Annotated in this window: 22 protein-coding genes; 18 read left to right on the top strand and 4 right to left on the bottom strand. The window is 62.8% G+C overall.

Features of this window, described 5'->3' with window-relative positions; all coding sequences use genetic code 11:
* The first annotated feature begins 90 nt into the window (after positions 1 to 90).
* The 6 genes from NKJ80_RS12365 (at position 91) to NKJ80_RS12340 (ending at position 4,656) form a co-directional block, all read left to right on the top strand.
* On the top strand, positions 91 to 414 hold the full coding sequence (locus NKJ80_RS12365; protein ID WP_023716072.1) for a hypothetical protein: 324 nt from the start codon (positions 91 to 93) through the stop codon (positions 412 to 414).
* Positions 415 to 799: 385 nt separating this feature from the next.
* Positions 800 to 1,330 carry a protease adaptor protein RcdA gene (gene rcdA, locus NKJ80_RS12360; RefSeq protein WP_023668768.1) on the top strand — a complete coding sequence of 177 codons (531 nt, stop codon included), beginning with the start codon at positions 800 to 802 and terminating at the stop codon, positions 1,328 to 1,330.
* Between the two features lie 67 nt (positions 1,331 to 1,397).
* A complete protein-coding gene (gene ruvC, locus NKJ80_RS12355; RefSeq protein WP_023668769.1) occupies positions 1,398 to 1,904 on the top strand; it encodes a crossover junction endodeoxyribonuclease RuvC in 507 nt (168 codons plus the stop codon).
* Positions 1,905 to 1,914: 10 nt separating this feature from the next.
* Positions 1,915 to 2,535: a Holliday junction branch migration protein RuvA gene (ruvA, locus tag NKJ80_RS12350; RefSeq protein ID WP_023668770.1), complete on the top strand. Its 621-nt coding sequence runs from the start codon at positions 1,915 to 1,917 to the stop codon at positions 2,533 to 2,535.
* 43 nt (positions 2,536 to 2,578) lie between these two features.
* Positions 2,579 to 3,616, top strand: coding sequence for a Holliday junction branch migration DNA helicase RuvB (gene ruvB, locus NKJ80_RS12345; protein WP_352497633.1), 1,038 nt, complete (start codon positions 2,579 to 2,581; stop codon positions 3,614 to 3,616).
* Positions 3,617 to 3,750: 134 nt separating this feature from the next.
* Positions 3,751 to 4,656: a metallophosphoesterase gene (locus NKJ80_RS12340; RefSeq protein ID WP_352497632.1), complete on the top strand. Its 906-nt coding sequence runs from the start codon at positions 3,751 to 3,753 to the stop codon at positions 4,654 to 4,656.
* A gap of 144 nt (positions 4,657 to 4,800) precedes the next feature.
* Here NKJ80_RS12340 and NKJ80_RS12335 read toward each other — a convergent pair whose 3' ends face one another.
* A complete protein-coding gene (locus tag NKJ80_RS12335; protein WP_352497631.1) occupies positions 4,801 to 6,051 on the bottom strand; it encodes a glycoside hydrolase family 5 protein in 1,251 nt (416 codons plus the stop codon).
* 65 nt (positions 6,052 to 6,116) lie between these two features.
* On the opposite strand from NKJ80_RS12335, the gene ybgC reads away from it, so the two are divergent.
* The 9 genes from ybgC (at position 6,117) to ftsH (ending at position 16,126) form a co-directional block, all read left to right on the top strand.
* Positions 6,117 to 6,587, top strand: a complete 471-nt coding sequence (gene ybgC / locus NKJ80_RS12330; protein ID WP_023700290.1) for a tol-pal system-associated acyl-CoA thioesterase — start codon at positions 6,117 to 6,119, stop codon at positions 6,585 to 6,587.
* A 312-nt stretch (positions 6,588 to 6,899) separates the two neighbouring features.
* On the top strand, positions 6,900 to 7,610 hold the full coding sequence (gene tolQ, locus NKJ80_RS12325; protein WP_023673844.1) for a protein TolQ: 711 nt from the start codon (positions 6,900 to 6,902) through the stop codon (positions 7,608 to 7,610).
* A 9-nt stretch (positions 7,611 to 7,619) separates the two neighbouring features.
* Positions 7,620 to 8,072, top strand: a complete 453-nt coding sequence (gene tolR, locus NKJ80_RS12320; protein WP_023673843.1) for a protein TolR — start codon at positions 7,620 to 7,622, stop codon at positions 8,070 to 8,072.
* 7 nt (positions 8,073 to 8,079) lie between these two features.
* The gene (gene tolA / locus NKJ80_RS12315; protein ID WP_023684181.1) at positions 8,080 to 9,237 is read left to right on the top strand and encodes a cell envelope integrity protein TolA; all 1,158 of its coding nucleotides are present in this window, start codon (positions 8,080 to 8,082) and stop codon (positions 9,235 to 9,237) included.
* A 38-nt stretch (positions 9,238 to 9,275) separates the two neighbouring features.
* Positions 9,276 to 10,580 carry a Tol-Pal system beta propeller repeat protein TolB gene (gene tolB, locus NKJ80_RS12310; protein ID WP_023673841.1) on the top strand — a complete coding sequence of 435 codons (1,305 nt, stop codon included), beginning with the start codon at positions 9,276 to 9,278 and terminating at the stop codon, positions 10,578 to 10,580.
* 249 nt (positions 10,581 to 10,829) lie between these two features.
* Complete coding sequence (pal, locus tag NKJ80_RS12305; RefSeq protein WP_027050585.1) at positions 10,830 to 11,336, top strand: peptidoglycan-associated lipoprotein Pal; 507 nt, start codon at positions 10,830 to 10,832, stop codon at positions 11,334 to 11,336.
* A gap of 211 nt (positions 11,337 to 11,547) precedes the next feature.
* Positions 11,548 to 12,630, top strand: a complete 1,083-nt coding sequence (gene ybgF, locus NKJ80_RS12300; RefSeq protein ID WP_023694601.1) for a tol-pal system protein YbgF — start codon at positions 11,548 to 11,550, stop codon at positions 12,628 to 12,630.
* Positions 12,631 to 12,681: 51 nt separating this feature from the next.
* On the top strand, positions 12,682 to 14,097 hold the full coding sequence (gene tilS, locus NKJ80_RS12295) for a tRNA lysidine(34) synthetase TilS (protein WP_352497630.1): 1,416 nt from the start codon (positions 12,682 to 12,684) through the stop codon (positions 14,095 to 14,097).
* 103 nt (positions 14,098 to 14,200) lie between these two features.
* Positions 14,201 to 16,126 carry an ATP-dependent zinc metalloprotease FtsH gene (gene ftsH, locus NKJ80_RS12290; RefSeq protein WP_023673598.1) on the top strand — a complete coding sequence of 642 codons (1,926 nt, stop codon included), beginning with the start codon at positions 14,201 to 14,203 and terminating at the stop codon, positions 16,124 to 16,126.
* Between the two features lie 66 nt (positions 16,127 to 16,192).
* Here the strand turns inward: ftsH and NKJ80_RS12285 are convergent, their stop codons facing one another.
* Positions 16,193 to 16,561 carry a winged helix-turn-helix transcriptional regulator gene (locus NKJ80_RS12285; RefSeq protein ID WP_023704885.1) on the bottom strand — a complete coding sequence of 123 codons (369 nt, stop codon included), beginning with the start codon at positions 16,559 to 16,561 and terminating at the stop codon, positions 16,193 to 16,195.
* Between the two features lie 185 nt (positions 16,562 to 16,746).
* Here NKJ80_RS12285 and NKJ80_RS12280 point away from each other — a divergent pair, with 185 nt between their 5' ends.
* Both NKJ80_RS12280 and NKJ80_RS12275 read left to right on the top strand, forming a co-directional pair.
* Entirely contained in the window at positions 16,747 to 17,511 is a 765-nt protein-coding gene (locus NKJ80_RS12280) for an SDR family oxidoreductase (protein ID WP_023829277.1), read from the top strand.
* A 28-nt stretch (positions 17,512 to 17,539) separates the two neighbouring features.
* Positions 17,540 to 18,409 (top strand): NAD(P)-dependent oxidoreductase, encoded by an 870-nt coding sequence (locus tag NKJ80_RS12275; RefSeq protein WP_023829276.1) that lies wholly within the window; start codon positions 17,540 to 17,542, stop codon positions 18,407 to 18,409.
* 72 nt (positions 18,410 to 18,481) lie between these two features.
* Here the strand turns inward: NKJ80_RS12275 and NKJ80_RS12270 are convergent, their stop codons facing one another.
* A complete protein-coding gene (locus NKJ80_RS12270) occupies positions 18,482 to 18,934 on the bottom strand; it encodes a hypothetical protein (RefSeq protein ID WP_023829275.1) in 453 nt (150 codons plus the stop codon).
* A gap of 241 nt (positions 18,935 to 19,175) precedes the next feature.
* Positions 19,176 to 20,177, bottom strand: coding sequence for a hypothetical protein (locus NKJ80_RS12265; RefSeq protein ID WP_023834648.1), 1,002 nt, complete (start codon positions 20,175 to 20,177; stop codon positions 19,176 to 19,178).
* Positions 20,178 to 20,520: 343 nt separating this feature from the next.
* Here NKJ80_RS12265 and glmM point away from each other — a divergent pair, with 343 nt between their 5' ends.
* Entirely contained in the window at positions 20,521 to 21,873 is a 1,353-nt protein-coding gene (glmM, locus tag NKJ80_RS12260) for a phosphoglucosamine mutase (protein WP_023728611.1), read from the top strand.
* Positions 21,874 to 22,028: the final 155 nt, after the last annotated feature.

Here is a 22,028-nt window from a genome sequence, read left to right as displayed (position 1 = left end):
GGACCAAGTCTGCAACAACCAACGAGGGTATCCCATGTAAGGCGTAGCACGAATTTCTTCACCCTGGCCGTCATCTATTCCCTCTGCGGCATGGCGCTCGGCCTGGATATGGCGATCTCCAATGACCATGGGCAGATGCCGACCCACGCGCACACCATGGTGGCGGGCTGGCTGATGTCGGCGGTGTTTGCTTTCTTCTACCACCTGTTTCCAGCGGTCGGGCAAAAGACGATTGCGGTCGTGCATTTCTGGCTGACGGCAATCTGCGGCATCGCACTGATGATCGGGCTTTACTTTGAACTTGCCGGCCATCCGGAGATCGAGCCGGTGCTGGGTTCCTCCTCGATGGGCTTTTATGCGGCAATGCTGCTGTTCGCCTTCATTTCCTTGCCGGCTGTATGGAAGAAGGCATGAACAAGCTGACGATCAGGCTTCGGGGGTCGTTGTGCTGATACGGCACAGAAGGGCAGCGGTCGATCAAGAAATATCCGCGCCGTTAAGGGTTCATTAAGCTTTACAGGTGTTTACTATGTCCATCCAGTGATCTGGATTCTTACCGAGTGGTTGGAGCCACTTCGTTTGACGCCTCCCTGTTAAACTCCTGAGAGCCGCCTTATCCGCGGCTCTTTTTTTGTCTGCTTTTGGTCCGCTTGGCGCCCCTGCGCAGGCGTTAACCGTTTGTTAAACATGTGCTTGCCTTCGCCGGCGGCGAAGCGCATTTTCAAGCTTCAGTCATCTAGGGTGCCGGCGTGACGGCGAGAAGCCGAATCAGCCGACGGGGCAGTGCAGGGGCGTATCGATGAACGAGCCTTCGAAGGGCATCGCGAAAACCATCAAGCTGGCGGAACGCCGGGTTTTCTCCCAATCCTTCAAACCGCTCTACCAGGAAGGCATGGGCCTGGTCGAACAGGCAGCCGAGTATCTTGACGGCAAGGGCCGGGCCGAGGCCAAGAAGCTGTCCAGGCTGGCGGCGACGCTCTATGCGGCCGAATCGATGCGGCTGACCACAAGGTTGATGCAAGTCGCCTCCTGGCTGCTTTTGCAGCGGGCGGCAAATTCCGGCGAGATGACCCGCGACCAGGTCGCTTCGGAAAAATCCAAGGTGCGTCTCGACACCGCCTCGGCGCATGACGAAGCGGTCGGCTGGGGCGAACTGCCGAAGGATTTCCTCGACCTCGTCACCCGCTCGCTGCGCCTGCAGGCGCTGGTGCGCCGCATGGACGAAGAGATCTATGGCGGCGCGTTTGCCGAGACGCCTGCCGCCGCCCGCCGCGCCAATCCGGTTTCCGACCAGATCACGCTGCTGAACACGGCTTTCGCTCGAGGTTAAACGCTTCCCGTTTCCGGTTTGTTCACATTTCGCTGACATCGCTGTGCGCCGGAGGTAGACTTCGCGCATGAGGGAAGCGATTCGCATTATCGGTATCGATCCGGGGCTGAGGCGCACCGGCTGGGGCATCGTCGAGAGCCTCGGCAACTCGCTGCGCTTTATCAGCTCCGGCACTGTACGCTCCGACGACAAGGCGGCGCTGGCGACACGGCTCTGCCAATTGCATGACGGGCTGGCCGAGATCCTGCATGCGGCCATGCCCCAGGAAGCGGCCGTCGAGCAAACCTTCGTCAACAAGGATGCGGTGGCGACACTGAAGCTCGGCCAGGCGCGCGGCATAGCCATGCTGGTGCCGGCGCGCGCCGGCCTTGTTGTGGCCGAATATGCCCCCAATGCCGTCAAGAAGGCGGTGATCGGCGTTGGCCATGGCGACAAGAAGCAGATCCACATGATGGTAAAGGTGCTGTTGCCGAAAGCCGTTTTCGACACCGAACATGCCGCAGACGCGTTGGCTATCGCCATCTGCCACGCGCATCACCGGCAAAGCGTCGCCTACAGGATGGCGCTGGCATGAGGGATCACGCATGATCGGCAAATTGAAAGGCACGCTGGACGAGATCGAGGAGGATTTCTGCCTCGTCGATGTGCACGGCGTCGGCTATGTCGCCTATTGCTCGGCGCGCACGCTGGCCGCGCTGCCTTCGCCCGGCGAGGCGGTGGTGCTGTTCATCGAGACCTATGTGCGCGAGGACATGATCCGGCTCTACGGTTTCCAGTCGGTGCTTGAGCGCGAATGGTTCCGGCTGTTGATGAGCAATGTGCAAGGCGTCGGCGCCAAGGTGGCGCTGGCCATCCTGTCGACGCTGGCGCCGGCAGACCTCGCCAATGCGATCGCGCTGCGCGACATCGCCATGGTCAGCCGCGCGCCCGGCGTCGGCAAGAAGGTGGCCGAGCGCATCGTCACCGAGTTGAAGAACAAGGCGCCGGCCTATGCCGGAACCGCCTCCGGCACCATCGGCCTTAAGCAGGAGCTCGGCGAAGGCGTGGCGCCGGCGCCCATTACCGACGCCGTCTCGGCGCTGGTCAATCTCGGCTATTCGCGCGACACAGCAGCCAATGCTGTCGCGGCGGCGCTGAAGACGGCCGGCGAGGACGCCGATGCCTCGAAGCTCATTCGTTTCGGGCTGAAGGAACTGGCGCGGTGAGTGATTGCTTGTCCGGTCCTTTGCCCTGTGCGAGGAAGGCCGCATGAGCCTTTCACCCCGCCTCATTGCCCCGGAAAAGCGCGGCGAGGATGCTGAGCAGACCTTGCGGCCGCAGACGCTCGCCGATTTCGTCGGCCAGGCCGCGGTGCGGGCCAACCTCAAAGTCTTCATCGAGGCCGCCAAGGGCCGCAGCGAGGCGCTTGACCATGTGCTGTTCGTCGGGCCGCCGGGGCTTGGCAAGACAACGCTGGCGCAGATCATGGCGCGCGAGCTCGGCGTCAATTTCCGCTCGACCTCCGGTCCGGTGATCGCCAAGGCCGGCGATCTCGCCGCACTTCTCACCAATCTGGAAGACTGCGATGTACTGTTCATCGACGAGATCCACCGGCTCAATCCGGCAGTCGAGGAAATCCTCTATCCGGCGATGGAGGATTTCCAGCTCGACCTGATCATCGGCGAAGGTCCGGCGGCACGCTCGGTCAAGATCGATCTTGCCCGCTTCACGCTCGTCGCCGCCACCACCAGGCTCGGCCTTTTGACCAACCCGCTGCGCGACCGTTTCGGCATTCCGGTGCGGCTCAATTTCTATTCGGTCGAGGAACTGGAGCAGATCGTGCGCCGCGGCGCCCGCATCCTGCAAATGCCGCTCGGCGACGACGGCGCGCTTGAGATTGCGCGCCGCGCCCGCGGCACGCCCCGCATCGCCGGCCGGCTGTTGCGCCGCGTGCGCGATTTCGCCTCCGTCGCCGGCGACGGCCACGTCGACAAGCAGATTGCCGACGAAGCTCTCACCCGGCTCGAGGTCGACGCGCTCGGCCTCGACGCGCTCGACCGCCGCTATCTCTCGATGATCGCGCGCAATTTCGGCGGCGGGCCGGTCGGCATCGAGACCATTGCCGCCGGCCTGTCCGAGCCGCGCGACGCCATCGAGGACATTATCGAGCCCTATCTGATCCAGCAGGGTTTCATCCAACGCACGCCACGCGGCCGCGTGCTGACCGCCAACGCCTGGCGCCATCTCGGCCTCGACGCGCCAAAGGATCTGGCACAGCAGCAGATCAACCTGTTCCAGGAAGAGTAACGGAGATTTGTTCTTCGGAACGGATTTCTGTGCAGAATCTCCTCAAACCTGCCAGCGTGAAGGCGCATTCCTCGATTGTATCGGGCGTCGCAATGTCGGCGCGAACTGCTCCGATCAAGGTCGGAGCCAGAAAAGTGATCACCAGACGCGGGTTCCTGAAATTCGCCGGAGGTTCGTTCCTCTCGCTGGCTTCGCTCAGTGCCTATGCGGTCGGCATCGAGCCGATGCTGTTGACGCATGTGAAGCGCTACCGGCTGACGCCGCCGCATTGGCCTGCAGATCTCAAGCTGCGCGTTGTAGCACTTGCCGATATTCACGCCTGCCGTCCCTGGATGACGCCTGAGCGGATCGCTTCGCTCGTCGAGGGTGCGAACGTGCTGCAGCCCGACCTGATCGTACTGCTCGGCGACTATTTCTCAGGCATGTCCCTGGTGACGAACCGGGTGGAGGCCCATGAATGGGTGCCGGCCTTGTCAGGACTGAAGGCGCCGCTTGGTGTCCTGTCGATCCTCGGCAATCACGACTGGTGGCACGATCCTTTCGCGCAGCAGGCCGGAGCGGGGCCGACTGTGGCGCGCAAGGCATTGGAGGAAGCCGGCATCTCGGTTCTGGAGAACGACGCTGTGCGTCTGGAAAAGAATGGATACGGCTTCTGGATCGCCGGACTCGCCGACCAGCTGGCCCTGTTACCGAACAAGGCCGCAGGCCGCGACAAATTTGAAGGCCTCGACGATCTCGACGGCACGCTGGCCAAGATCACCGACCAGGCACCGATCATCCTGCTTGCGCATGAGCCTGACATCTTTCCGAAAGTGCCGTGGCGGGTTTCGCTGACGCTGTCGGGACACACCCATGGCGGGCAGGTCAGGCTGTTCGGCTATTCGCCGGTGGTGCCGTCCAGCTTCGGCAACCGTTTCGCCTATGGCCATGTCGTCGAGAATGAAGACCGTAACCTGATTGTATCAGGCGGGCTCGGCTTCAGCATCGCGCCGGTGCGCTTTGGCATGCGGCCGGAAATACTACAGATCGACCTAGGCTAGGGCATGCCGGTATTCAGGTGATGCCGGCCTGCAAATGAGGTGTTCCTGCGCTTCCGGTAGTCACGGACCAAAGTCCGCTCCGTTCCGGTTCTCGGACCCCTCATTTCCGACTCGGCCTGATCTGGATCTCGACATGCCCTAGGGCTAATGGAGCGAGCGGATTGCATCCATCACGGCGGGTTCGGCCTTTTCGCCGTTGAAGGCATCGACGATGCCGAAGGCGCCGCCAAAACTCCACACCGACCATGAGAAGCCATGCGCCTCGGCGCGCGCGATCATGTCCTTGACATAGGCGGCGCGGTATTTGGGCGGCATCACATAGGGGTTGCCATACTCCTGGCGGATCATGCCGAACTCGCCCAGCGTGATGTTTTCCGGCTTGATGGCGTTGGCCTTCGCCCAGGCCTCGACCTTTTCGAACGGCGCATCCATGACGCCGAGCAGCTTTTCGTCCGTGTCCATGCTGGCGGCTTGTTCATCGAGATAGGCGAGCAGGCCGTTCCGTCTGGTCCATGGCGCCTCGGCTTTTATCTTGGCGCGGATCGCATCCAGCGTCGCATCGAGCTCGGCGCGCGGCACCGCGGTCAGCGGATAGGGCAGCCCGGTAACATAAAGAATGAAATCGCCGGCCCAGGTCGCGCCCTGATGCGTCAGCAGGAACGGGTCGTAGGAGTGGAAGGTCCAGATGAGATTGTCGTCGGGGATCGACTTTGGGTCGATCTTGACCAGCGAAGCCGCATTGGAATAACAGGCGCCGGTCAGGATCAGCGTCAGCCTGGTGGCCGAGGCGCGCGCGGCCGCGAACAGCTTTTGCTGACGCTCCGGCCACAGGCTGGTGCCATCGCTGTCGCAGTCGACGATAGGCTCGTTCATCGGCTCGAAAGCGACCTGCGCCGGGTCCTCAGTGGCAAGCGTGTGCGCCATTTTGCGGACGACCTCGACATAGGCGTCGAAGGTTGCGGGATCGTCCATCACCTGGCCCATGCCGATCTCGCGGCCGCCGCCGGCCGGGATCAGGTGCATGTCGACGATCACTTTCAGACCGGCCCGGTTGATCATGCGCGCCGAGTCCCGCACGCTGGCATAAAGGTCGTCACGCAGCGCCAGTGTCTGATCCGACATAAACGGCGAGGGATCGACCGGCATGCGCAGAAAGTCGAAACCGGCGGCCTTCAGCGCCTTGAGGTCACCCTCGTCGAGGAACTTGCGCCATTCCGGATAGGGCAGGATGGCTTGTCGGTCGTTCCATCTGTCTTCCCCGACCCAGGTCGTCCACTGGTCGAGGTTGAGGCCGCGCTTCATCGAAAAGCTCGCGGCCTGACCGGGAAGCGCAGACGCCGCCAGCACCAGCAGCGCTGCCATCAAGGTCTTGATCCTCGCCGTCAACAGTGCCATCCGGTTTGCTGCGCTGGTGATTTTGGCAAGACAGGTGCCCCGCCGGGGGCAAAAAGGAAAGCGCGATGGACGATCATGGTGAATCGGCGGCGCTTGCTGCCGGGCTTTCCGGAGCCTTGACGGAATTCGGCCATCGGCTGATGGCGCGAGTCTATTATGCCGACACCGACTTCTCCGGCGTCGTCTACCACGCGCGCTATCTCGAATTCTTCGAGCGCGGCCGCTCGGACTATCTCAGGCTGGCGGGCGTCCACCACACAGAACTTCACGAAGGCAAGCACGGCGAACGGATCGTCTGGGTGGTGCGGCGGATGGAGATAGATTTCCGCTCGCCTGCCCGCATGGACGACATCCTGACCATCGACACATCGACGCAGGATATTTCCGGCGCTCGCATCGTCATGGCGCAGCAATTGAAACGCGGGACAGAGGTACTGGTCGAAGCAAAGGTCGAGGCGGCGATCATCGGCGAGAACGGCCGGCCGAAGCGCTTTCCGAAAGAATGGATCGCGGCCTTTCTACCAGGAGCAAGCTGATATCCAGGCCTGCCGGCCGGCAACGAGCGGCCAATCGGCAGCGCATTCGATTGTGGATGGATGGCCCGCGTCGTGCCTTGGCGCGGCAATGCGCCGCGCCATATTTCCTAACCCATCCTTAACCATAACGGTTCATGAAGAGATCGGTGAAGATTGGAAGAATCCGCGCGCCTTCCTTTCACCAATATTTGCCCTGAAAAGGCCGCCAACGGTGCATTTTGGGGTTAATCCGGAAGCCAAGCGCGAACGGACCACAAGGGATGCCCATGGGCCAGCCGCCAGCGATGCCCGGAAAATCTTAAGGACTGAAGCATGGAAACTACCGCACTCGCCGATCCGGCAGCGCAATTGTCGATTTGGGCGCTGTTCACACAGGCCAGCTGGGTGGTCAAGCTGGTCATGATCGGTCTGCTCTGCGCCTCGGTCTGGACCTGGGCGATCATCGTCGACAAGCTGGTCAGCTATGCCCGCATGCGTCTGTCGCTCAATCGCTTCGAACAGGTGTTCTGGTCGGGGCAGTCGCTGGAAGAGCTCTATCGCACGCTTGCCGACCGCAAGACCACGGGCATGGGTGCGATCTTCGTTGCGGCCATGCGCGAATGGAAGAAGAGCTTCGAGAAGGGGGCCAAATCGCCGCTCGGCCTGCAGACCCGCATCGACAAGGCGATGGACCTGGCGTTGACGCGCGAGATGGAGAAGCTGGAGGGCCGTCTCGGCTTTCTCGCCACCACTGGTTCGGCCGCACCCTTCATCGGCCTGTTCGGCACCGTCATCGGCATCATGACCTCGTTCCAGGCGATTGCCGGTTCGAAGAACACCAGTCTCGCGGTTGTTGCACCCGGCATTGCCGAAGCGCTGCTGGCGACGGCCATCGGTCTTCTCGCCGCCATACCGGCGGTTATCGCCTACAACAAGCTGTCATCCGACGCGAACAAGATCGCGGTGCGGATGGAAGGGTTCTCGGATGAGTTCTCCGCCATACTCTCGCGCCAAATCGATGAAAAAGTAGCGCCTAAGGGCTGAGGTAAGAAGATGGGTATGTCGGTTGGCATGGCAGGACGCGGCGGGCGCGGACACAGGCGGCGCGGCCGCCACCATGCATTGATGTCGGAAATCAACGTCACGCCGATGGTCGACGTGATGCTGGTGCTCTTGATTATCTTCATGGTCGCCGCACCTATGTTGACGGTCGGAGTGCCGGTCGACCTGCCGGAGACGAAGGCCAAGGCTATGAACGCCGACACCCAGCCGATCACCGTTTCGATCGACGCGGCCGGCAAGATTTTCCTGCAGGAGACCGAAATCCCAAGGGAAGAGCTGGTCGCCAAACTGCAGGCGATTTCCAAGACCGGCTACGAAGAGCGCATCTTCATCCGCGGCGACAAGGCGACCAACTATGGCGCCGCGATGGAGGTGATGGCCCTCATCCAGGCCGCCGGCTACAAGAATATCGGCCTGATTTCACTGCAGCAACAGGATCAGTAGACGCACGATGAAGACCGGCCTCACCACATCGGTGATACTGCATACGGTGGCACTGGCTTTCGGCCTGTTCACCCTGTCGGCGCCGGCCGCGCTGCCGTCCACGGATGTCGAGTCGATAGCGGTCGACATCGTTCCCATGGAAGCCATTGCGCAGACGCTGCAGGGCGACAAGAAGGCGGTGATGCACGAAAAGCCGGCGCCGATGCCGACCAAGCGTCCCGACATCGTGCCAGATGCACAGAAAATCGGCGAGAACAGCGTTGATACCGACAAGCCGGTGACGGACGAGCCCAAGCCGAAGCTGGTGGAGAAAACAGCGACGGCTGCTCCGGCGCCGACCCCGACCGAAAAGCCGAAGACCGAGGACACGCCGAAGCCAAAGGAAGCGCCGAAGCCGACACCTGCGACGGAGGTGGCGCCGGAGCCGCAGCCGAAGGAAGAGGTCAAGCCCGAGCCGGTGAAGCAGGTTGAACCGAAGCCGACCCCGGTGAAGGAGCCTGCACCAACACCGCAGCCGGACACGACCGCCGCCATAGAGCCGAAGCCACGCGTGAAGCCCGATGCGGTCGCCGAAGCCATATCGGATCAGCAGCCTCTGGAAGAAGCGCAGCTTCCGACTTCCGCTCCTGCTCCCGAAGCACGGCCGAAGCCGCAGCCGGCGCAGGCCGAAAGCGCGAAGGCACCGGACCGCAAGGACGCTGACAAGCCAGTCAAGGAAGCCTCGTCGAAGCCGAAGTCGGATGACAAGCAGTTCAATGAGGCTGACATCAAGGCTTTGCTCGACAAGCAGAAGCCATCCGGCGGCGGCGCCAAGCGCTCGACCCAACAGGCATCGCTAGGCGGCGACAAGGATCAAGGCCAGAAGCTGTCGAAGTCCGAGCAAGGGGCATTGGAAGAACAACTCGGTGGCTGCTGGACCCTCCCGGTTGGGCTTGAGGGTTCTGAGGATTTCACCGTGGTGATCCGTTTCAGCCTGGATGCCTCCGGCAAGCTGGAGGGCCGTCCGACCGTCGAGAAGTCCAGCGGCAACCCCCAGTTCGACAGCAGCGCGGTTCGCGCTGTGCAGAAATGCGATGTCGCCGGCCTGCAGGTGCCCGCCGGAAAGCATGACATTTGGTCCGACGTTCGCGTCAACTTCGATCCCAGAGCGATGCTTGGCCTGTAGCCTGAGCACCCAGAAATCAGCAAGAGAAGCGAGAAGACATGAAATCCATCCTCAAGCCGCTCCTGATGGTCGCCGCGATGGCGATGGGCATGAACGCCGTCGTCACCTTGCCTGCTCGAGCAACCCTCGAGCTCAACGTCAACAAAGGCAATGTCGAACCGATGCCGATCGCCATCCCAGATTTCCAGGGAGGGCTCGGCGCGCAGATTTCCGAGATCGTCACCGCCGACCTGAAGCGCTCCGGTCTCTTCGCACCGATAGACAAGAACGCCTTCATCGAGAAGATCGCCAATCCGGATGCGCAGCCCCGTTTCGACGACTGGAAGGTGATCAATGCGCAGGCGCTGGTCACCGGCAGCGTGAGCAAGGAGGCGGACGGCCGAATCCGCGCCCAGTACCGACTATGGGATATTTTTGGCAACCAGCAGATAGCCGGGGAGCAGTTTTTCGCCAACGACGCAAATCAACGCCGTGTCGCCCACATCATCGCCGATGCGATCTATGAGAAGCTCACCGGCGAGAAGGGCTATTTCGACACACGCGTCGTCTTCATCGACGAATCCGGCGCCAAGAATGCGCGCAAGAAGCGGCTCGCCATCATGGACCAGGACGGCGCCAATGTGCGCTATCTCTCCGATGGCCGCTCGATCGTGCTGACGCCGCGTTTCTCGCCCAACCGGCAGGAAATCACTTACATGTCGTACGAAAGCGGTCAGCCGCGGGTCTATCTGCTGCAGATCGAGACCGGGCAGCGCGAACTGGTCGGCAATTTTCCCGGCATGACCTTTGCGCCGCGCTTTTCGCCCGACGGCCAGAAGGTGATCATGAGCCTGCTGCGCGACGACGGCAATTCCAACATCTTTGCCATGGATCTGCGCAGCCGCTCGACCACCCGGCTGACCAACTCGACCGCCATCGACACCTCGCCCTCTTATTCGCCCGACGGCAGCAAGGTAGTGTTCACTTCCGACCGTGGCGGCCGTGCGCAGATTTATGTGATGGGCGCCGACGGCTCGGGCCAGACCCGCATTTCGTTCGGCGACGGCGTCTATTCGACGCCGGTATGGTCGCCGCGCGGCGACCTCGTCGCCTTCACCAAGCAGACGGGCGGCGAATTCCAGATCGGCGTCATGAAGACCGACGGTTCGGGCGAGCGCATCCTTTCCTCGGGCTTCCAGCAGGAGGGACCGACCTGGGCGCCCAACGGCCGCGTGCTGATGTTCTTCCGCGACTCCGCCGGCGGCCCAAAACTGGTTTCCGTCGATCTCACCGGCCGCAACGAACAGTCGATCCCGACCGCGAATTTCGCGTCGGATCCCGCCTGGTCGCCGCTGCTGGAGTAGGTTCGGCCGAATTGCCACACCTGCTAAAAAGGGGCCCGTTTGGCCCCTTTTCCATTCATTAGTCGCGTTTCGGCCGCATTTCCGCCTAGGGTCCGCGCCAACTGTGACCGTGGATTTGAAGGTCGTGGACGGACGATCGAAACCAAACATTAACCGTATTTCTTGAATGCCGGTTAACCCAAACGTGGTTACTGGGTGATCAACGAAATCACTCGAAATACGATCACTCGAATACGAAGGAGAGGCGGCATGGGCCGTATCGCAGCACTTACCAGAAACCCGGCGATGATCGCCCTGATCGCAATGCTCGCCATCACCGGTTGCGCCTCGAAGAAAACCCCGAACAGCGCTGAAGAGCTCGGCCTCAACGGCGCGGGTGCGGCAACGCCCGGCTCGGCGAAGGACTTCACCGTCAACATTGGCGACCGCATCTTCTTCGACACGGACTCGACCGCGATCCGCGCCGATGCGCAGACGACGCTGTCGCGCCAGGCGCAGTGGCTCAACCAGTACAAGCAGTACGCCATCGTCGTCGAAGGCCATGCCGACGAACGCGGCACGCGTGAATACAATCTGGCTCTCGGCGCCCGCCGCGCCGCCGCCACTCGCGACTTCCTGGTCGCCAGGGGCGTTTCGGCGAGCCGCCTGAAGACCATTTCCTACGGCAAGGAACGTCCGGTCGCGGTCTGCGACGACATCTCCTGCTGGTCGCAGAATCGCCGCGCCGTCACCACGCTCTCCGGCGCCGGCTCCTGATGAGTAAGACGGCGGCCTTAGTCGCATAATTGCAACACTTCCATGCGAAAGGCGGCCTTGTGGCCGCCTTTTTCAGTTTCGGTCCCGGAAACAAACCCGGAAACAAAATTTGGCCGAAGTCTCGCCTCCTGCTAAGAGCCGAGGGCGTCGTGCCGGTCCCACTGTGATCGGAAGGCGCGAACAGGCTCACGATATTCACGGCGAGAGGCACATGCATTTCAGATCGGTCTTGAGCGGCACGCTTGCGCTGCTGCTCGTATCAGGCTTCGCGGCTTCCGCGAGCGGCACCGGACAACCCGCGGATAGCGGCTTTTCCTTCCATCTGCCGACGCTCGGCATTTTCGGCAAGAAGGAGAAGCCGGAGCAGCAACAGATCGCGCAGCAGCAGGACGGCACCGCCGCCGCGGGGCTGGAAGATCAGCTCCGGCAGATGAACGGCAAGCTCGAGGAACTCAACTTCCAGATCCTGCAGATGCAGGAGCAGATGCGCAAGCAGCAGGAAGACAACGAGTTCCGCTTCCAGCAGTTGGAAGGCGGCTCCAGCGGGCAGCCGCCGGCCCAGAAGAAATCGGAGGCCGCGCCGCAGGACGGTGGCGCGGGCACCGGCGTCGCCGAGGCCCCGGCAGACCAGGCGCCGGCCGATGCCGGCGCGCAGCCGGATGGCGGCCAGAGCGTCGGCGAGGTCATCGTCGAATCGCAGACCGGCGATCCCGGCAAGGTGATCAACGGCACGCCGCCCAAGACCTTCGGCACCATTACCGTCGACAAGAACGGCAATGTAATCGACGCCGGCGGCAACACGCAGGCAGCGGCGCCGGCGGAAGGTGCGGCTCCCGCCGCCGAGGCGCCGGCTGCCGGGGCTAAGACCGGCAAGTCGGACGGCACGGTGGTGGCGGCGCTGCCTGCCACCAACAACCCGGAAGAGATCTACCGCAACTCCTACCAGTTCATCCTGTCGGGCGACTACAGCACCGCCGAGCAGGGTTTTCGCGACCACATCGCTCGCTTCCCGAAGGACGCCAAGGCGGCGGACGCGCATTACTGGCTTGGCGAATCGCTGCTTGGCCAGCAGAAGTATCATGACGCTGCCGAGGTTTTCCTCTCCGCCAGCAAGGACTATCCGAAGGCCAAGAAGGCGCCTGACATGCTCCTGAAGCTTGGCGTGTCGCTGGTCGGCCTCAAGCAGAAGGATGTCGCCTGCGCCACCTTCGGCGAGATCGGCAAGCGCTATCCCGATATTTCGGCCGCGCTCAAGGAACGCGTCAAGCAGGAGAGGGCGCTGGCGGCGTGCTAGTCTTTGCCGTGTTGTCCCAGAACCGGGACCACTTTTGCGCGACATGCATTGATGCTCGATACCGAGCCTGACCTTTCGAATTTTTCGCAGATCGACTTTACCAACGGCGCGCTTGCGGCCGTGTCCGGCGGCAGCGACTCGACCGCCCTCCTTCTTCTCCTCAAGGCTCACCTCGACCGCAGCGCCCCGACAGCCCGGCTGCTGGCGGTGACGATCGACCACGGCCTGCGTCCGGAAGCAGCAGCCGAAGCGCGCAGCGTGGCAAAGCTTTGTGCCGAGCGCGGCATCGCGCACCGGACGCTCAACTGGTCCGGCGCCAAGCCGTCGGCCGGCCTGCCCGCGGCGGCGCGCGAGGCGCGCTACCGGTTGCTGGCCGAGGCAGCGCATGCGCAAGGCATTGGTGTGATCGTGACCGGCCACACCGCCGACGACCAGGCCGAGACCGTCCTGATGCGAGCCGCGCGGAATGATGGGCGAGAGCTCGGTGAAACGGCAGGCCGAGGTCTCGCCGGCATGGCGCCGGCCACCCTCTATGACTGGCGGACCTGGATCGCGCGGCCGCTGCTCGGCGTGCGGCGCGCCGCATTGCGCGCCTTCCTGCAGCGCGAACATGTCGGCTGGGTCGAGGATCCGACCAACATCGACACGAATTTCGAACGCCCGCGCATCCGGGCCGTGCTCGGCGAAGACCGGAGCGGGCAGCGTTTTGCCGAGGCAATCGGCCTGGCTGGGCGGGCTGCCGGCGATCGCGAGGAACTCGGTCGCCGCGCCGCCGCCCTGATCGGTGAATTTGCCAGCCGGCCGGCGAGGGGTCTCATCCGTCTCGATCCCGGTTTTGCCGAAGCTGACGAAACGCGAGCCCCGGTCTATGCGCTGCGTGTTCTGCTGGCGGCGACGGGCGGCACCGCCTTGTTGCCGGACCAGGCGCGCGGCGAAGCGCTGTTCGAGCAAATGCGGGCCGGACCGCTTTGCGCCACATTGTCGCGGACGGTCGTCGATATCAGGCGAAACGGCATCTTCCTGCGCCGTGAATCGCGCGACCTGCCGCGTTCCGCGCCGGCAGCTGGCACTCTGCTCTGGGACGGTCGCCGGCGGATCACGCCAGACATCGAAGCCGGGGCGATCACATTGGATGACAGTCCGGGTGCATGGTTGATCGCGCCGCTTGGCGCCGCTGCCGCCGCCAAAACGCCGATTGCCGGGGATGGCGCGCCGCCAAGCCTTGTGCGCGCCGCCCTGGCTGCGGAACCGGCGCTGTGGCGCGGCGGCGAATGCCGTGGTTTTGCAGGGGATGTAGCGGCGGCGGCGGCAATCGCGGTCAGCCCCGCCGCTGCCCCCTTTGCCCGTTTCCTGCCTTGCTTCGATCTGGTGTTGGCGCAGGCCGTCGCCGAGTTGATCGGCGCACCGCCTGTTCCGGCTTGCCCTTTGGCCGCCACAGTGCCGGTTGATCATGGCGCGAAAGCTTAACCCAGACGTGCTGTTATGCTTGGCAAGGGGGGGCGCTCTCCCTATGTTAGGCGCAAGTTTCCTCTCATGACGCGTGTCCCAGCGGGCACCAACGGGACAATTGATGAATCCGAATTATCGCAATCTCGCGCTCTGGGCGATCATAGCGGTCCTGCTCATTGCTCTCTTCAATCTGTTCCAGACGCCGCAGACTCGCGGGGCCTCGACCGACGTTCCCTATTCGCAGTTCCTGCAAGAGGTCGCGGCCGGCCGGGTCAAGACGGTGGTCATCGCCGGCGCCCGCATCACGGGCACCTACGCCGACAACGCCAATGGCTTCCAGACCTATTCGCCTGGCGATCCGCAGCTGGTCTCGCGGCTGCAGGACAAGAACGTCACCATCAATGCGCGGCCTGAGTCGGACGGTTCCAACTCGCTGTTCAGCTATCTGATCTCCTACCTGCCAATGATCCTGATCCTTGGCGTGTGGATATTCTTCATGCGCCAGATGCAGTCCGGCTCCGGCCGCGCCATGGGTTTCGGCAAGTCGAAGGCCAAGCTTCTCACTGAGGCGCATGGCCGCGTCACCTTCCAGGATGTCGCCGGCGTCGACGAGGCCAAAGAAGATCTGGAAGAGATCGTCGAGTTCCTGCGCGATCCGCAGAAGTTCCAGCGCCTCGGCGGCAAGATCCCGCGCGGCGTGCTTCTGGTCGGACCTCCCGGCACCGGCAAGACGCTGCTCGCCCGCTCCGTCGCCGGCGAAGCGAATGTGCCGTTCTTCACCATTTCGGGTTCCGACTTCGTCGAGATGTTCGTCGGCGTCGGCGCAAGCCGTGTCCGCGACATGTTCGACCAGGCCAAGAAGAATGCTCCCTGCATCATCTTCATCGACGAAATCGACGCCGTCGGCCGCCATCGCGGCGCCGGCCTCGGCGGCGGCAATGATGAGCGCGAACAGACGCTGAACCAGCTGCTGGTCGAGATGGACGGCTTCGAGTCCAACGAGAGCATCATCCTTATCGCCGCTACCAACCGGCCCGACGTGCTCGACCCGGCGCTGTTGCGTCCGGGCCGTTTCGACCGCCAGGTGGTGGTGCCGAACCCCGACATCGTCGGCCGCGAGAAGATCCTCAAGGTGCATGTGCGCAACGTGCCGCTGGCGCCGAATGTCGACCTCAAGGTGATAGCGCGCGGCACGCCGGGCTTCTCGGGTGCCGACCTGATGAACCTGGTCAACGAATCCGCTCTGATGGCGGCGCGCCGCAACAAGCGCCTTGTCACCATGGCCGAGTTCGAGGACGCCAAGGACAAGATCATGATGGGCGCCGAGCGCCGCTCGTCGGCCATGACCCAGGCCGAAAAGGAGCTCACGGCCTATCACGAGGCCGGCCATGCCATCCTGGCGCTCAACGTGCCGTCGGCCGATCCGCTGCACAAGGCGACCATCATCCCGCGCGGCCGCGCGCTCGGTATGGTCATGCAGCTGCCGGAAGGCGACCGCTATTCGATGAGCTACAAATACATGATCTCGCGGCTTGCCATCATGATGGGCGGCCGCGTCGCAGAGGAGTTCAAGTTCGGCAAGGAGAACATCACCTCGGGCGCCTCTTCGGACATCGAGCAGGCGACAAAGCTGGCGCGCGCCATGGTCACGCGCTGGGGCTTCTCCGACAAGCTCGGCCATGTCGCCTATGGCGACAACCAGGAAGAGGTTTTCCTCGGCCATTCGGTGGCGCGCACGCAGAACGTCTCGGAAGAGACCGCGCAGATCATCGACGCCGAAGTGCGCCGGCTGATCGACGAGGCCTATGTCACGGCCAAGTCCATTCTGACCAAGAAGAAGAAGGAATGGATCGCTCTGGCGCAGGGCCTGCTCGAATACGAGACGCTTTCGGGCGAAGAGATCAAGCAGCTGATCGCCGGGCAGAAGCCCGCGCGAGATTTGGGGGATGATACCCCCACAAGCCGCGGCTCGGCTGTGCCGAAGTCCGGCCGCCGCAAAAAGGGTCCCGAGCCCGAAGGCGGCATGGAGCCTCAGCCGTCGAGCTGAGCTGACATCACTTGATGCAAGAAAACGCCGCGGCTCAATCCGCGGCGTTTTGCTATTCAGGGTCTCTCAAAGAGCATGCGGGACGGATGCATTTGCTTTGCCGGGGCGCACACCGTCAGTCCGGCCAGCATGTTGCTTGCCCCATCTGGCCAGCGGGATCAGGGCATTGTCCAGCTCGATGCCGAATTCGGTAATCGAGTATTCGACCCTCGGCGGCACCTCGGGAAAGATTTCGCGATGGACGATGCCGTCGGCCTCCATTTCGCGCAGCTGTTGGATCAGCATCTTTTCGCTGATGTCAGGCACCAGCCGCTTCAGCTCACCGAATCGTGCCGGCGCCTTGTGAATCTGCCAGAGCAGTAGCGCCTTCCATTTGCCGCTGATGACCTCCAGCGCCGGCCCCAATCCGCAACTATCTGGCTGTTTCTTTCCCATGTTTCATCCAATTCTGAGCAATCGGTGGGTAGCTTACATTTTTGTCGGTACTTGAGAAAAACCAAGCCGGTCCATAGCTTCAAACCAGCTCGCCGGCATCGGCGAACACCACAACATCATATCGGTACCTCGCTTCGACCTGCAAAGGCCGTCGGCGGCCGGATTTTGTCAAAAACGGATGGATCATGACACGATACGCAAACAAGAAGGCCGTTGTCATAGGCGGGACGCACGGCATGGGGCTCGCCGTTGCCGAAGCCCTGATCGAAAGCGGCGCCGAGGTCTTGGTCACTGGCCGCGACCAGCGCAACATCGAGGCCGCGCGAGCCAAGCTGCTTTCGCGAGCTCATGTCGTGCGGTCCAATATCTCAGACATGGCCGATATCGTCACGCTCGGTGCCGAAGTGGGGCAGAAGCTTGGCCAGATCGACTTCCTTCACGTCAATGCCGGGGTGGCCAATCTCGAACCCGTGGAGCGGGTCACCGAGGACAGTTACGATCGCACCTTCGACATCAACACCAAAGGCGCTTTCTTCACCGCGCAGCGCCTGCTGCCCCTCATCAGGGATGGTGGCGCCATAGTCTTCACCTCGTCGATCGCCGACGAATCCGGCACTGGCGGCATGAGCGTCTATTCCGGATCGAAGGCGGCACTGCGCGCCTTCGCCAAGGTCCTGGCCGCCGAGCTTCTGCCGCGCCGGATCCGCGTGAATGTGGTCAGCCCTGGTTTCATCGATACGCCGACGATGGGTGTGGCCGACGCCTCGGCCGAGGAGCGGGCCGCCTTCATGGCGATCGGCGACGCGGTCACGCCGATGAAGCGCCACGGCACGATGGAGGAGGTGGCGCGCGCAGTGCTGTTCCTGGCGTTCGACGCGACCTTCACCACGGGCGCGCGGCTGACCGTGGACGGTGGCCTCGGCCAGGACCTGAGCCCGATACCGGCGTAACCGCGCAACCAAACCAAGGAGAAGCGGAATGAGCGACATATCAGTAATCGGTCTCGGCGCCATGGGCACGGCGCTTGCCGAAGCCTTTCTGAACCAGGGACATGGGGTGACGGTGTGGAACCGTTCTCCGGCAAGGGCTGAGGCTTTGGCAGCCAAGGGCGCCATTGTGGCCAAGAGTGTCGAGGAAGCCGTCAGATCGAGTCCACTGATCGTGGCGTGCCTGCTTGTCTATGACACCGTTGGTGAGGTGCTCGGCCCAAGCCGAGCCGCGCTGTCGGGCCGCACATTGGTCAATCTCACCAACGGCACGCCCGAGCAGGCGCGGGCGATGTCGGGCTGGGCGGTGAGCCAGGGCGCCAGCTATATCGACGGCGGCATCATGGCGGTGCCGCCGATGATCGGCGGGCCGCACGCCTTGATTCTCTACAGCGGTTCGCGCCAGGCGTTCGATGCCTGTTCGGGGCAGCTCGGAGCGCTCGGCACCAGCAAATTCCTCGGTGAGGATCCAGGCCTCGCGCCGCTCTATGATATCTCGCTTCTGACCGGCATGTACGGCATGTTCGCGGGCGTTCTGCAGGCGTTGGCATTGACGGGCGCAGCAGGAATCCCGGCCGGCGAGTTCATGCCGTTGCTGGCCTCCTGGCTTCAGTCGATGCAAGGCCTGCTGCCGAAGTGGGCGGAACAGATCGACAGTGGCGATCACACCAGCAATGTCGTTTCCAACCTGGGCATGCAGGCTGATGCCTATGTCAATCTCATCGATGCCAGCAGGTCGGCTGACGTCAGCACCGAACTCGTCTTGCCGATGCAAAGCCTGATGAAGCGCGGGGTGGCTGCCGGCCAGGCCAATGCCGATCTTACAAGCCTGGTCGCACTGCTCTCGAAACAAGGCGCTTGACGGGGAAGACCCAAGAGAAGGCCCGCCAACCTTGCGGTTGGGGGCCTTCGATCTTCAAACGCTGCTGGTCGATCAGCTCTTCAGCTTGGCGTTGCAGAGGCTGTAATAGCCGCCGCCCTTCTGGATCCAGCGAAGGCCGTTCAACGTACCCGCGTCCTTGTTGCCGTGGTAGCCCTGCAGGCATGTCTTCATCCGCGCCTTCGAGGGCTTCTCGGTCTTGAATTCGGCGGCGAGGGTGGTCGGGAATGTCACGCCCGTCGGCGCTACAGCGAGGGCGACCGCCGCGCTGGTTTCCTTCTGCGGCTGCGGCTCGGTTTTGACCGCATCCGCATTGGCACTCTCCGCAGCTGACGTCGCACACTTCTCTGTGCGGAAAGCGGTCCAATCCATGCCGTTCAGAGTGCCGCCTTCCTTGGCTGTGCGATAAGCCTCGCCGCATTCCTTCATTGTCAGTGCGCTTGCAGGGGTGACGCTCCACGCAATCCATGCCGTCACAGCCAATGCCGCCAATTTCAATCTGGACATAAGACCCTCCTGGTTGACAAAAGTTCGATGTCCTTTTGTATACCATTTGTTCTGCATATGTTCAATTGGAATCTTTGCGAACCACCGATATGTCTGGGGTGGGCAGTGTGGGCGAATAGATGATGCCGACAGCTTCCGCGATATGTAGACGTCGATCAACGCCGGGTGTGTTCGAGCGCAATAAAAAGGCCCGCGCATGCTGCGATGCGCGGGCCTCTGTCTGGAGAATATGGCTACGCGATCAGCTCTTCAGCTTGGCATTGCAGAGGCTGTAGAAGCCGCCGCCCTTCTGGATCCAGCGCAGGCCATTCAGCGTGTTGGCGTCCTTATTGGCGTAGTAGAGCTCGAGGCAGGTGTGCATGCGGCCCTTGGCCGGCGTCTCGCCGGCGTATTTCTTCGAGATCGCGGCCGGGAACTTCACGCCCTTGGGAGCGGTGACCGAGGGCTTCTCGGGCTCGCTGGTATAGGTCGCCTCGCTCGGAGCGGGCACGGTGTCGTCGTCATCTGCGCCTGCGCCGCATTCGGCCTTGCGGAAGTCGTTCCACTTCTTGCCGCCCAGAGTATTGGCAGACTTGGCAGCCTGGTACTTGGCGCTGCAATCGGCCATGCTCAGGCCCTTGCCGCTGCTGTCGGCAGCTGCCTTGGTGGTTGCCTTGGCGGGTGCTGCCGCGGCCGAGGCCCCGGCGGCGCATTCGGTCTTGCGGAAGTCATTCCACTTCACGCCGTTCAGCGTGCCGGCGGCCTTTGCCGCCTGGTATTTGGTGCTGCATTCCTTGGCCGTCAGGCCCTTGGCGCCATCGTCGGTTGTGGCTGCGGCCTTGGTCGTGGCCTTGGCCGGTTCTGCCGAGGCGGATGCGCCGGCGGCGCATTCGGTCTTGCGGAAGTCGTTCCACTTTGCGCCATTGAGCGTACCGGCGGCCTTGGCAGCCTGGTACTTAGCGCTGCATTCCTTGGCCGTCAGACCCTTGGCGCCGTCATCAGCAGCGGCGGCCTTGGTCGTGTCCGTCTTGGCCGCAGCGGCCTTCTTGGCCGCCGGCTTTGCGGTCTCGGTGGTGGCCGCCGCGTCGGTGCCGCACTCGGCCTTCCGATACTGATTCCAGGTCTGCCCGTTCAGCGTGCCGGCGTCCTTGGCGGCATTATACTTGGTACTACACTGGGCCATGGTCAGCGCGTTGGCGGGCGCCGCCATGAACAAGGTTGCGACGGCAAGACCCGTCAAAGTTGCAAGTCGGTGGATGAGCATGGCGTTCTCCCGTTGCTGCGCCCATAGGTTGTACCTGTGTCAATCAATAGCTCTCAACGCTAGGCTGCGCCAGATGCTAAACGGCGTTCTCCCGATAAGGTGATGGACCCTTGCGATCTGCCCCTCCAACAGTCCGGCTTACCGGCCCAATCTGCGCAGTGTGGCCCAGTGTGAATGCTATATTGCGGCAACACCGTGTCATGATACGCTGCCAACGCTCCGAACAGCCTGCTACAATGATTTTCTAAGAATTGGTAATATACAATCACACAATGTGATAGTCGGGCTCGGACCAATTGTGGCATTACGAGCCGGCTGAAAACCGACGGGGATTCTGGCAAGCATGGCAGGACGTTATTTTGGCACCGACGGCATTCGCGGGCGCGCCAACAAGTTTCCGATGACGGCTGAGATTGCGATGCGGGTCGGCATGGCCGCCGGCCTGTCGTTCCAGCGCGGCAGCCATCGCCACCGCGTCGTGCTCGGCAAGGACACCAGGCTGTCCGGCTACATGATCGAAAACGCCATGGTGTCCGGCCTGTGCGCGGCCGGCATGGATGTGTTCCTGCTCGGCCCGATCCCGACACCGGCGGTCGCCATGCTGGTACGCTCGCTGCGCGCCGATATCGGCGTCATGATCTCGGCCTCGCACAACCCTTATTACGACAACGGCATCAAGCTGTTCGGTCCCGATGGCTACAAGCTCTCCGACGAGATCGAGGAGCGCATCGAGAGCATGCTCGACAAGGATATCGAACTGGCGCTCGCCGATTCCGACGGGCTCGGCCGCGCCAAGCGCGTCGACGGCGTGCATGACCGCTACATCGAATTCGCCAAGCGCACGCTGCCGCGCTCGATGTCGCTGTCGGGTCTCAGGATCGTCGTGGATTGCGCCAATGGCGCAGCCTACAAGGTGGCGCCTGCCGCACTTTGGGAACTGGGCGCCGAGGTCATTGCCATCAATGTCGATCCGAACGGTTTCAACATCAACAAGGAATGCGGCTCGACCCATCCGGCCGGCCTGCAGAAGAAGGTGCATGAAGTGCGCGCCGATATCGGCATCGCACTCGACGGCGATGCCGACCGTGTCGTCATCGTCGACGAGAACGGCGCCATCGTCGACGGTGACCAGATCATGGCGCTGATCGCCGAGTCCTGGCACCAGAGCGGGCGATTGGCCGGCGGCGGCGTCGTCTCGACGGTGATGTCCAATCTCGGCCTCGAACGCTTCCTTGGCGACATGAAGCTGCAGCTGCATCGCACCAAGGTCGGCGACCGCTATGTCGTTGAGCATATGCGCGCGCATGGGTTGAATGTCGGCGGCGAGCAGTCGGGCCACATCGTGCTGTCCGATTTCTCGACCACTGGCGACGGGCTGGTCTCGGCGCTGCAGGTGCTGGCCTGCATCAAGCGGCAGAACCGGCCGGTCAGCGAACTGTCGAAGAAATTCGAGCCGGTACCGCAGCTGCTGAAGAATGTCCGCATCGCCGGCGGCAAGCCGCTTGAGGAAGCCACGGTCAAGGCGGCGATCGAAGACGCGCGCAACCGTCTCGGCAAGGCCGGCCGCCTGGTCATCCGGCCCTCCGGCACCGAGCCGCTGATCCGCGTCATGGCCGAGGGCGACGACCCACAGCTGGTCGAGGCCGTGGTCAACGACATCGTCGACATCATTTCGGAAACGCGCAGCGCCGCCTGATTGCGCTGCCTACAACGGCAGGGGCGGACTGCCGGCTCAAGACTTCAAGCCCGCCTGCAGGCGGGCTTTTTGTTTCGGCCAGGGTTGGTCCCAGCGTCATGCCGGCGGAGGCCGTTTGCTAAAATGTCGAGAATTCGTGGTTAATCGACAGGGTT

The organism is Mesorhizobium sp. M0030 (genome assembly GCF_040323695.1).
Lineage (GTDB): Bacteria > Pseudomonadota > Alphaproteobacteria > Rhizobiales > Rhizobiaceae > Mesorhizobium.
The sequence above is the reverse complement of the archived record's forward strand: the minus strand, read 5'-3'. Positions and strand labels throughout refer to the sequence as shown.

Bases quoted from the DNA above. Each gene is read 5' to 3' on its own strand.
- NKJ80_RS12365 (WP_023716072.1), top strand. From the start codon at position 91: ATGGCGCTCGGCCTGGATATGGCGATCTCCAATGACCATGGGCAGATG.
- rcdA (WP_023668768.1), top strand. From the start codon at position 800: ATGAACGAGCCTTCGAAGGGCATCGCGAAAACCATCAAGCTGGCGGAA.
- ruvC (WP_023668769.1), top strand. From the start codon at position 1,398: ATGAGGGAAGCGATTCGCATTATCGGTATCGATCCGGGGCTGAGGCGC.
- ruvA (WP_023668770.1), top strand. From the start codon at position 1,915: ATGATCGGCAAATTGAAAGGCACGCTGGACGAGATCGAGGAGGATTTC.
- ruvB (WP_352497633.1), top strand. From the start codon at position 2,579: ATGAGCCTTTCACCCCGCCTCATTGCCCCGGAAAAGCGCGGCGAGGAT.
- NKJ80_RS12335 (WP_352497631.1), bottom strand. From the start codon at position 6,051: ATGGCACTGTTGACGGCGAGGATCAAGACCTTGATGGCAGCGCTGCTG.
- ybgC (WP_023700290.1), top strand. From the start codon at position 6,117: ATGGACGATCATGGTGAATCGGCGGCGCTTGCTGCCGGGCTTTCCGGA.
- tolQ (WP_023673844.1), top strand. From the start codon at position 6,900: ATGGAAACTACCGCACTCGCCGATCCGGCAGCGCAATTGTCGATTTGG.
- tolR (WP_023673843.1), top strand. From the start codon at position 7,620: ATGGGTATGTCGGTTGGCATGGCAGGACGCGGCGGGCGCGGACACAGG.
- tolA (WP_023684181.1), top strand. From the start codon at position 8,080: ATGAAGACCGGCCTCACCACATCGGTGATACTGCATACGGTGGCACTG.
- tolB (WP_023673841.1), top strand. From the start codon at position 9,276: ATGAAATCCATCCTCAAGCCGCTCCTGATGGTCGCCGCGATGGCGATG.
- pal (WP_027050585.1), top strand. From the start codon at position 10,830: ATGGGCCGTATCGCAGCACTTACCAGAAACCCGGCGATGATCGCCCTG.
- ybgF (WP_023694601.1), top strand. From the start codon at position 11,548: ATGCATTTCAGATCGGTCTTGAGCGGCACGCTTGCGCTGCTGCTCGTA.
- tilS (WP_352497630.1), top strand. From the start codon at position 12,682: ATGCTCGATACCGAGCCTGACCTTTCGAATTTTTCGCAGATCGACTTT.
- ftsH (WP_023673598.1), top strand. From the start codon at position 14,201: ATGAATCCGAATTATCGCAATCTCGCGCTCTGGGCGATCATAGCGGTC.
- NKJ80_RS12285 (WP_023704885.1), bottom strand. From the start codon at position 16,561: ATGGGAAAGAAACAGCCAGATAGTTGCGGATTGGGGCCGGCGCTGGAG.
- NKJ80_RS12280 (WP_023829277.1), top strand. From the start codon at position 16,747: ATGACACGATACGCAAACAAGAAGGCCGTTGTCATAGGCGGGACGCAC.
- NKJ80_RS12275 (WP_023829276.1), top strand. From the start codon at position 17,540: ATGAGCGACATATCAGTAATCGGTCTCGGCGCCATGGGCACGGCGCTT.
- NKJ80_RS12270 (WP_023829275.1), bottom strand. From the start codon at position 18,934: ATGTCCAGATTGAAATTGGCGGCATTGGCTGTGACGGCATGGATTGCG.
- NKJ80_RS12265 (WP_023834648.1), bottom strand. From the start codon at position 20,177: ATGCTCATCCACCGACTTGCAACTTTGACGGGTCTTGCCGTCGCAACC.
- glmM (WP_023728611.1), top strand. From the start codon at position 20,521: ATGGCAGGACGTTATTTTGGCACCGACGGCATTCGCGGGCGCGCCAAC.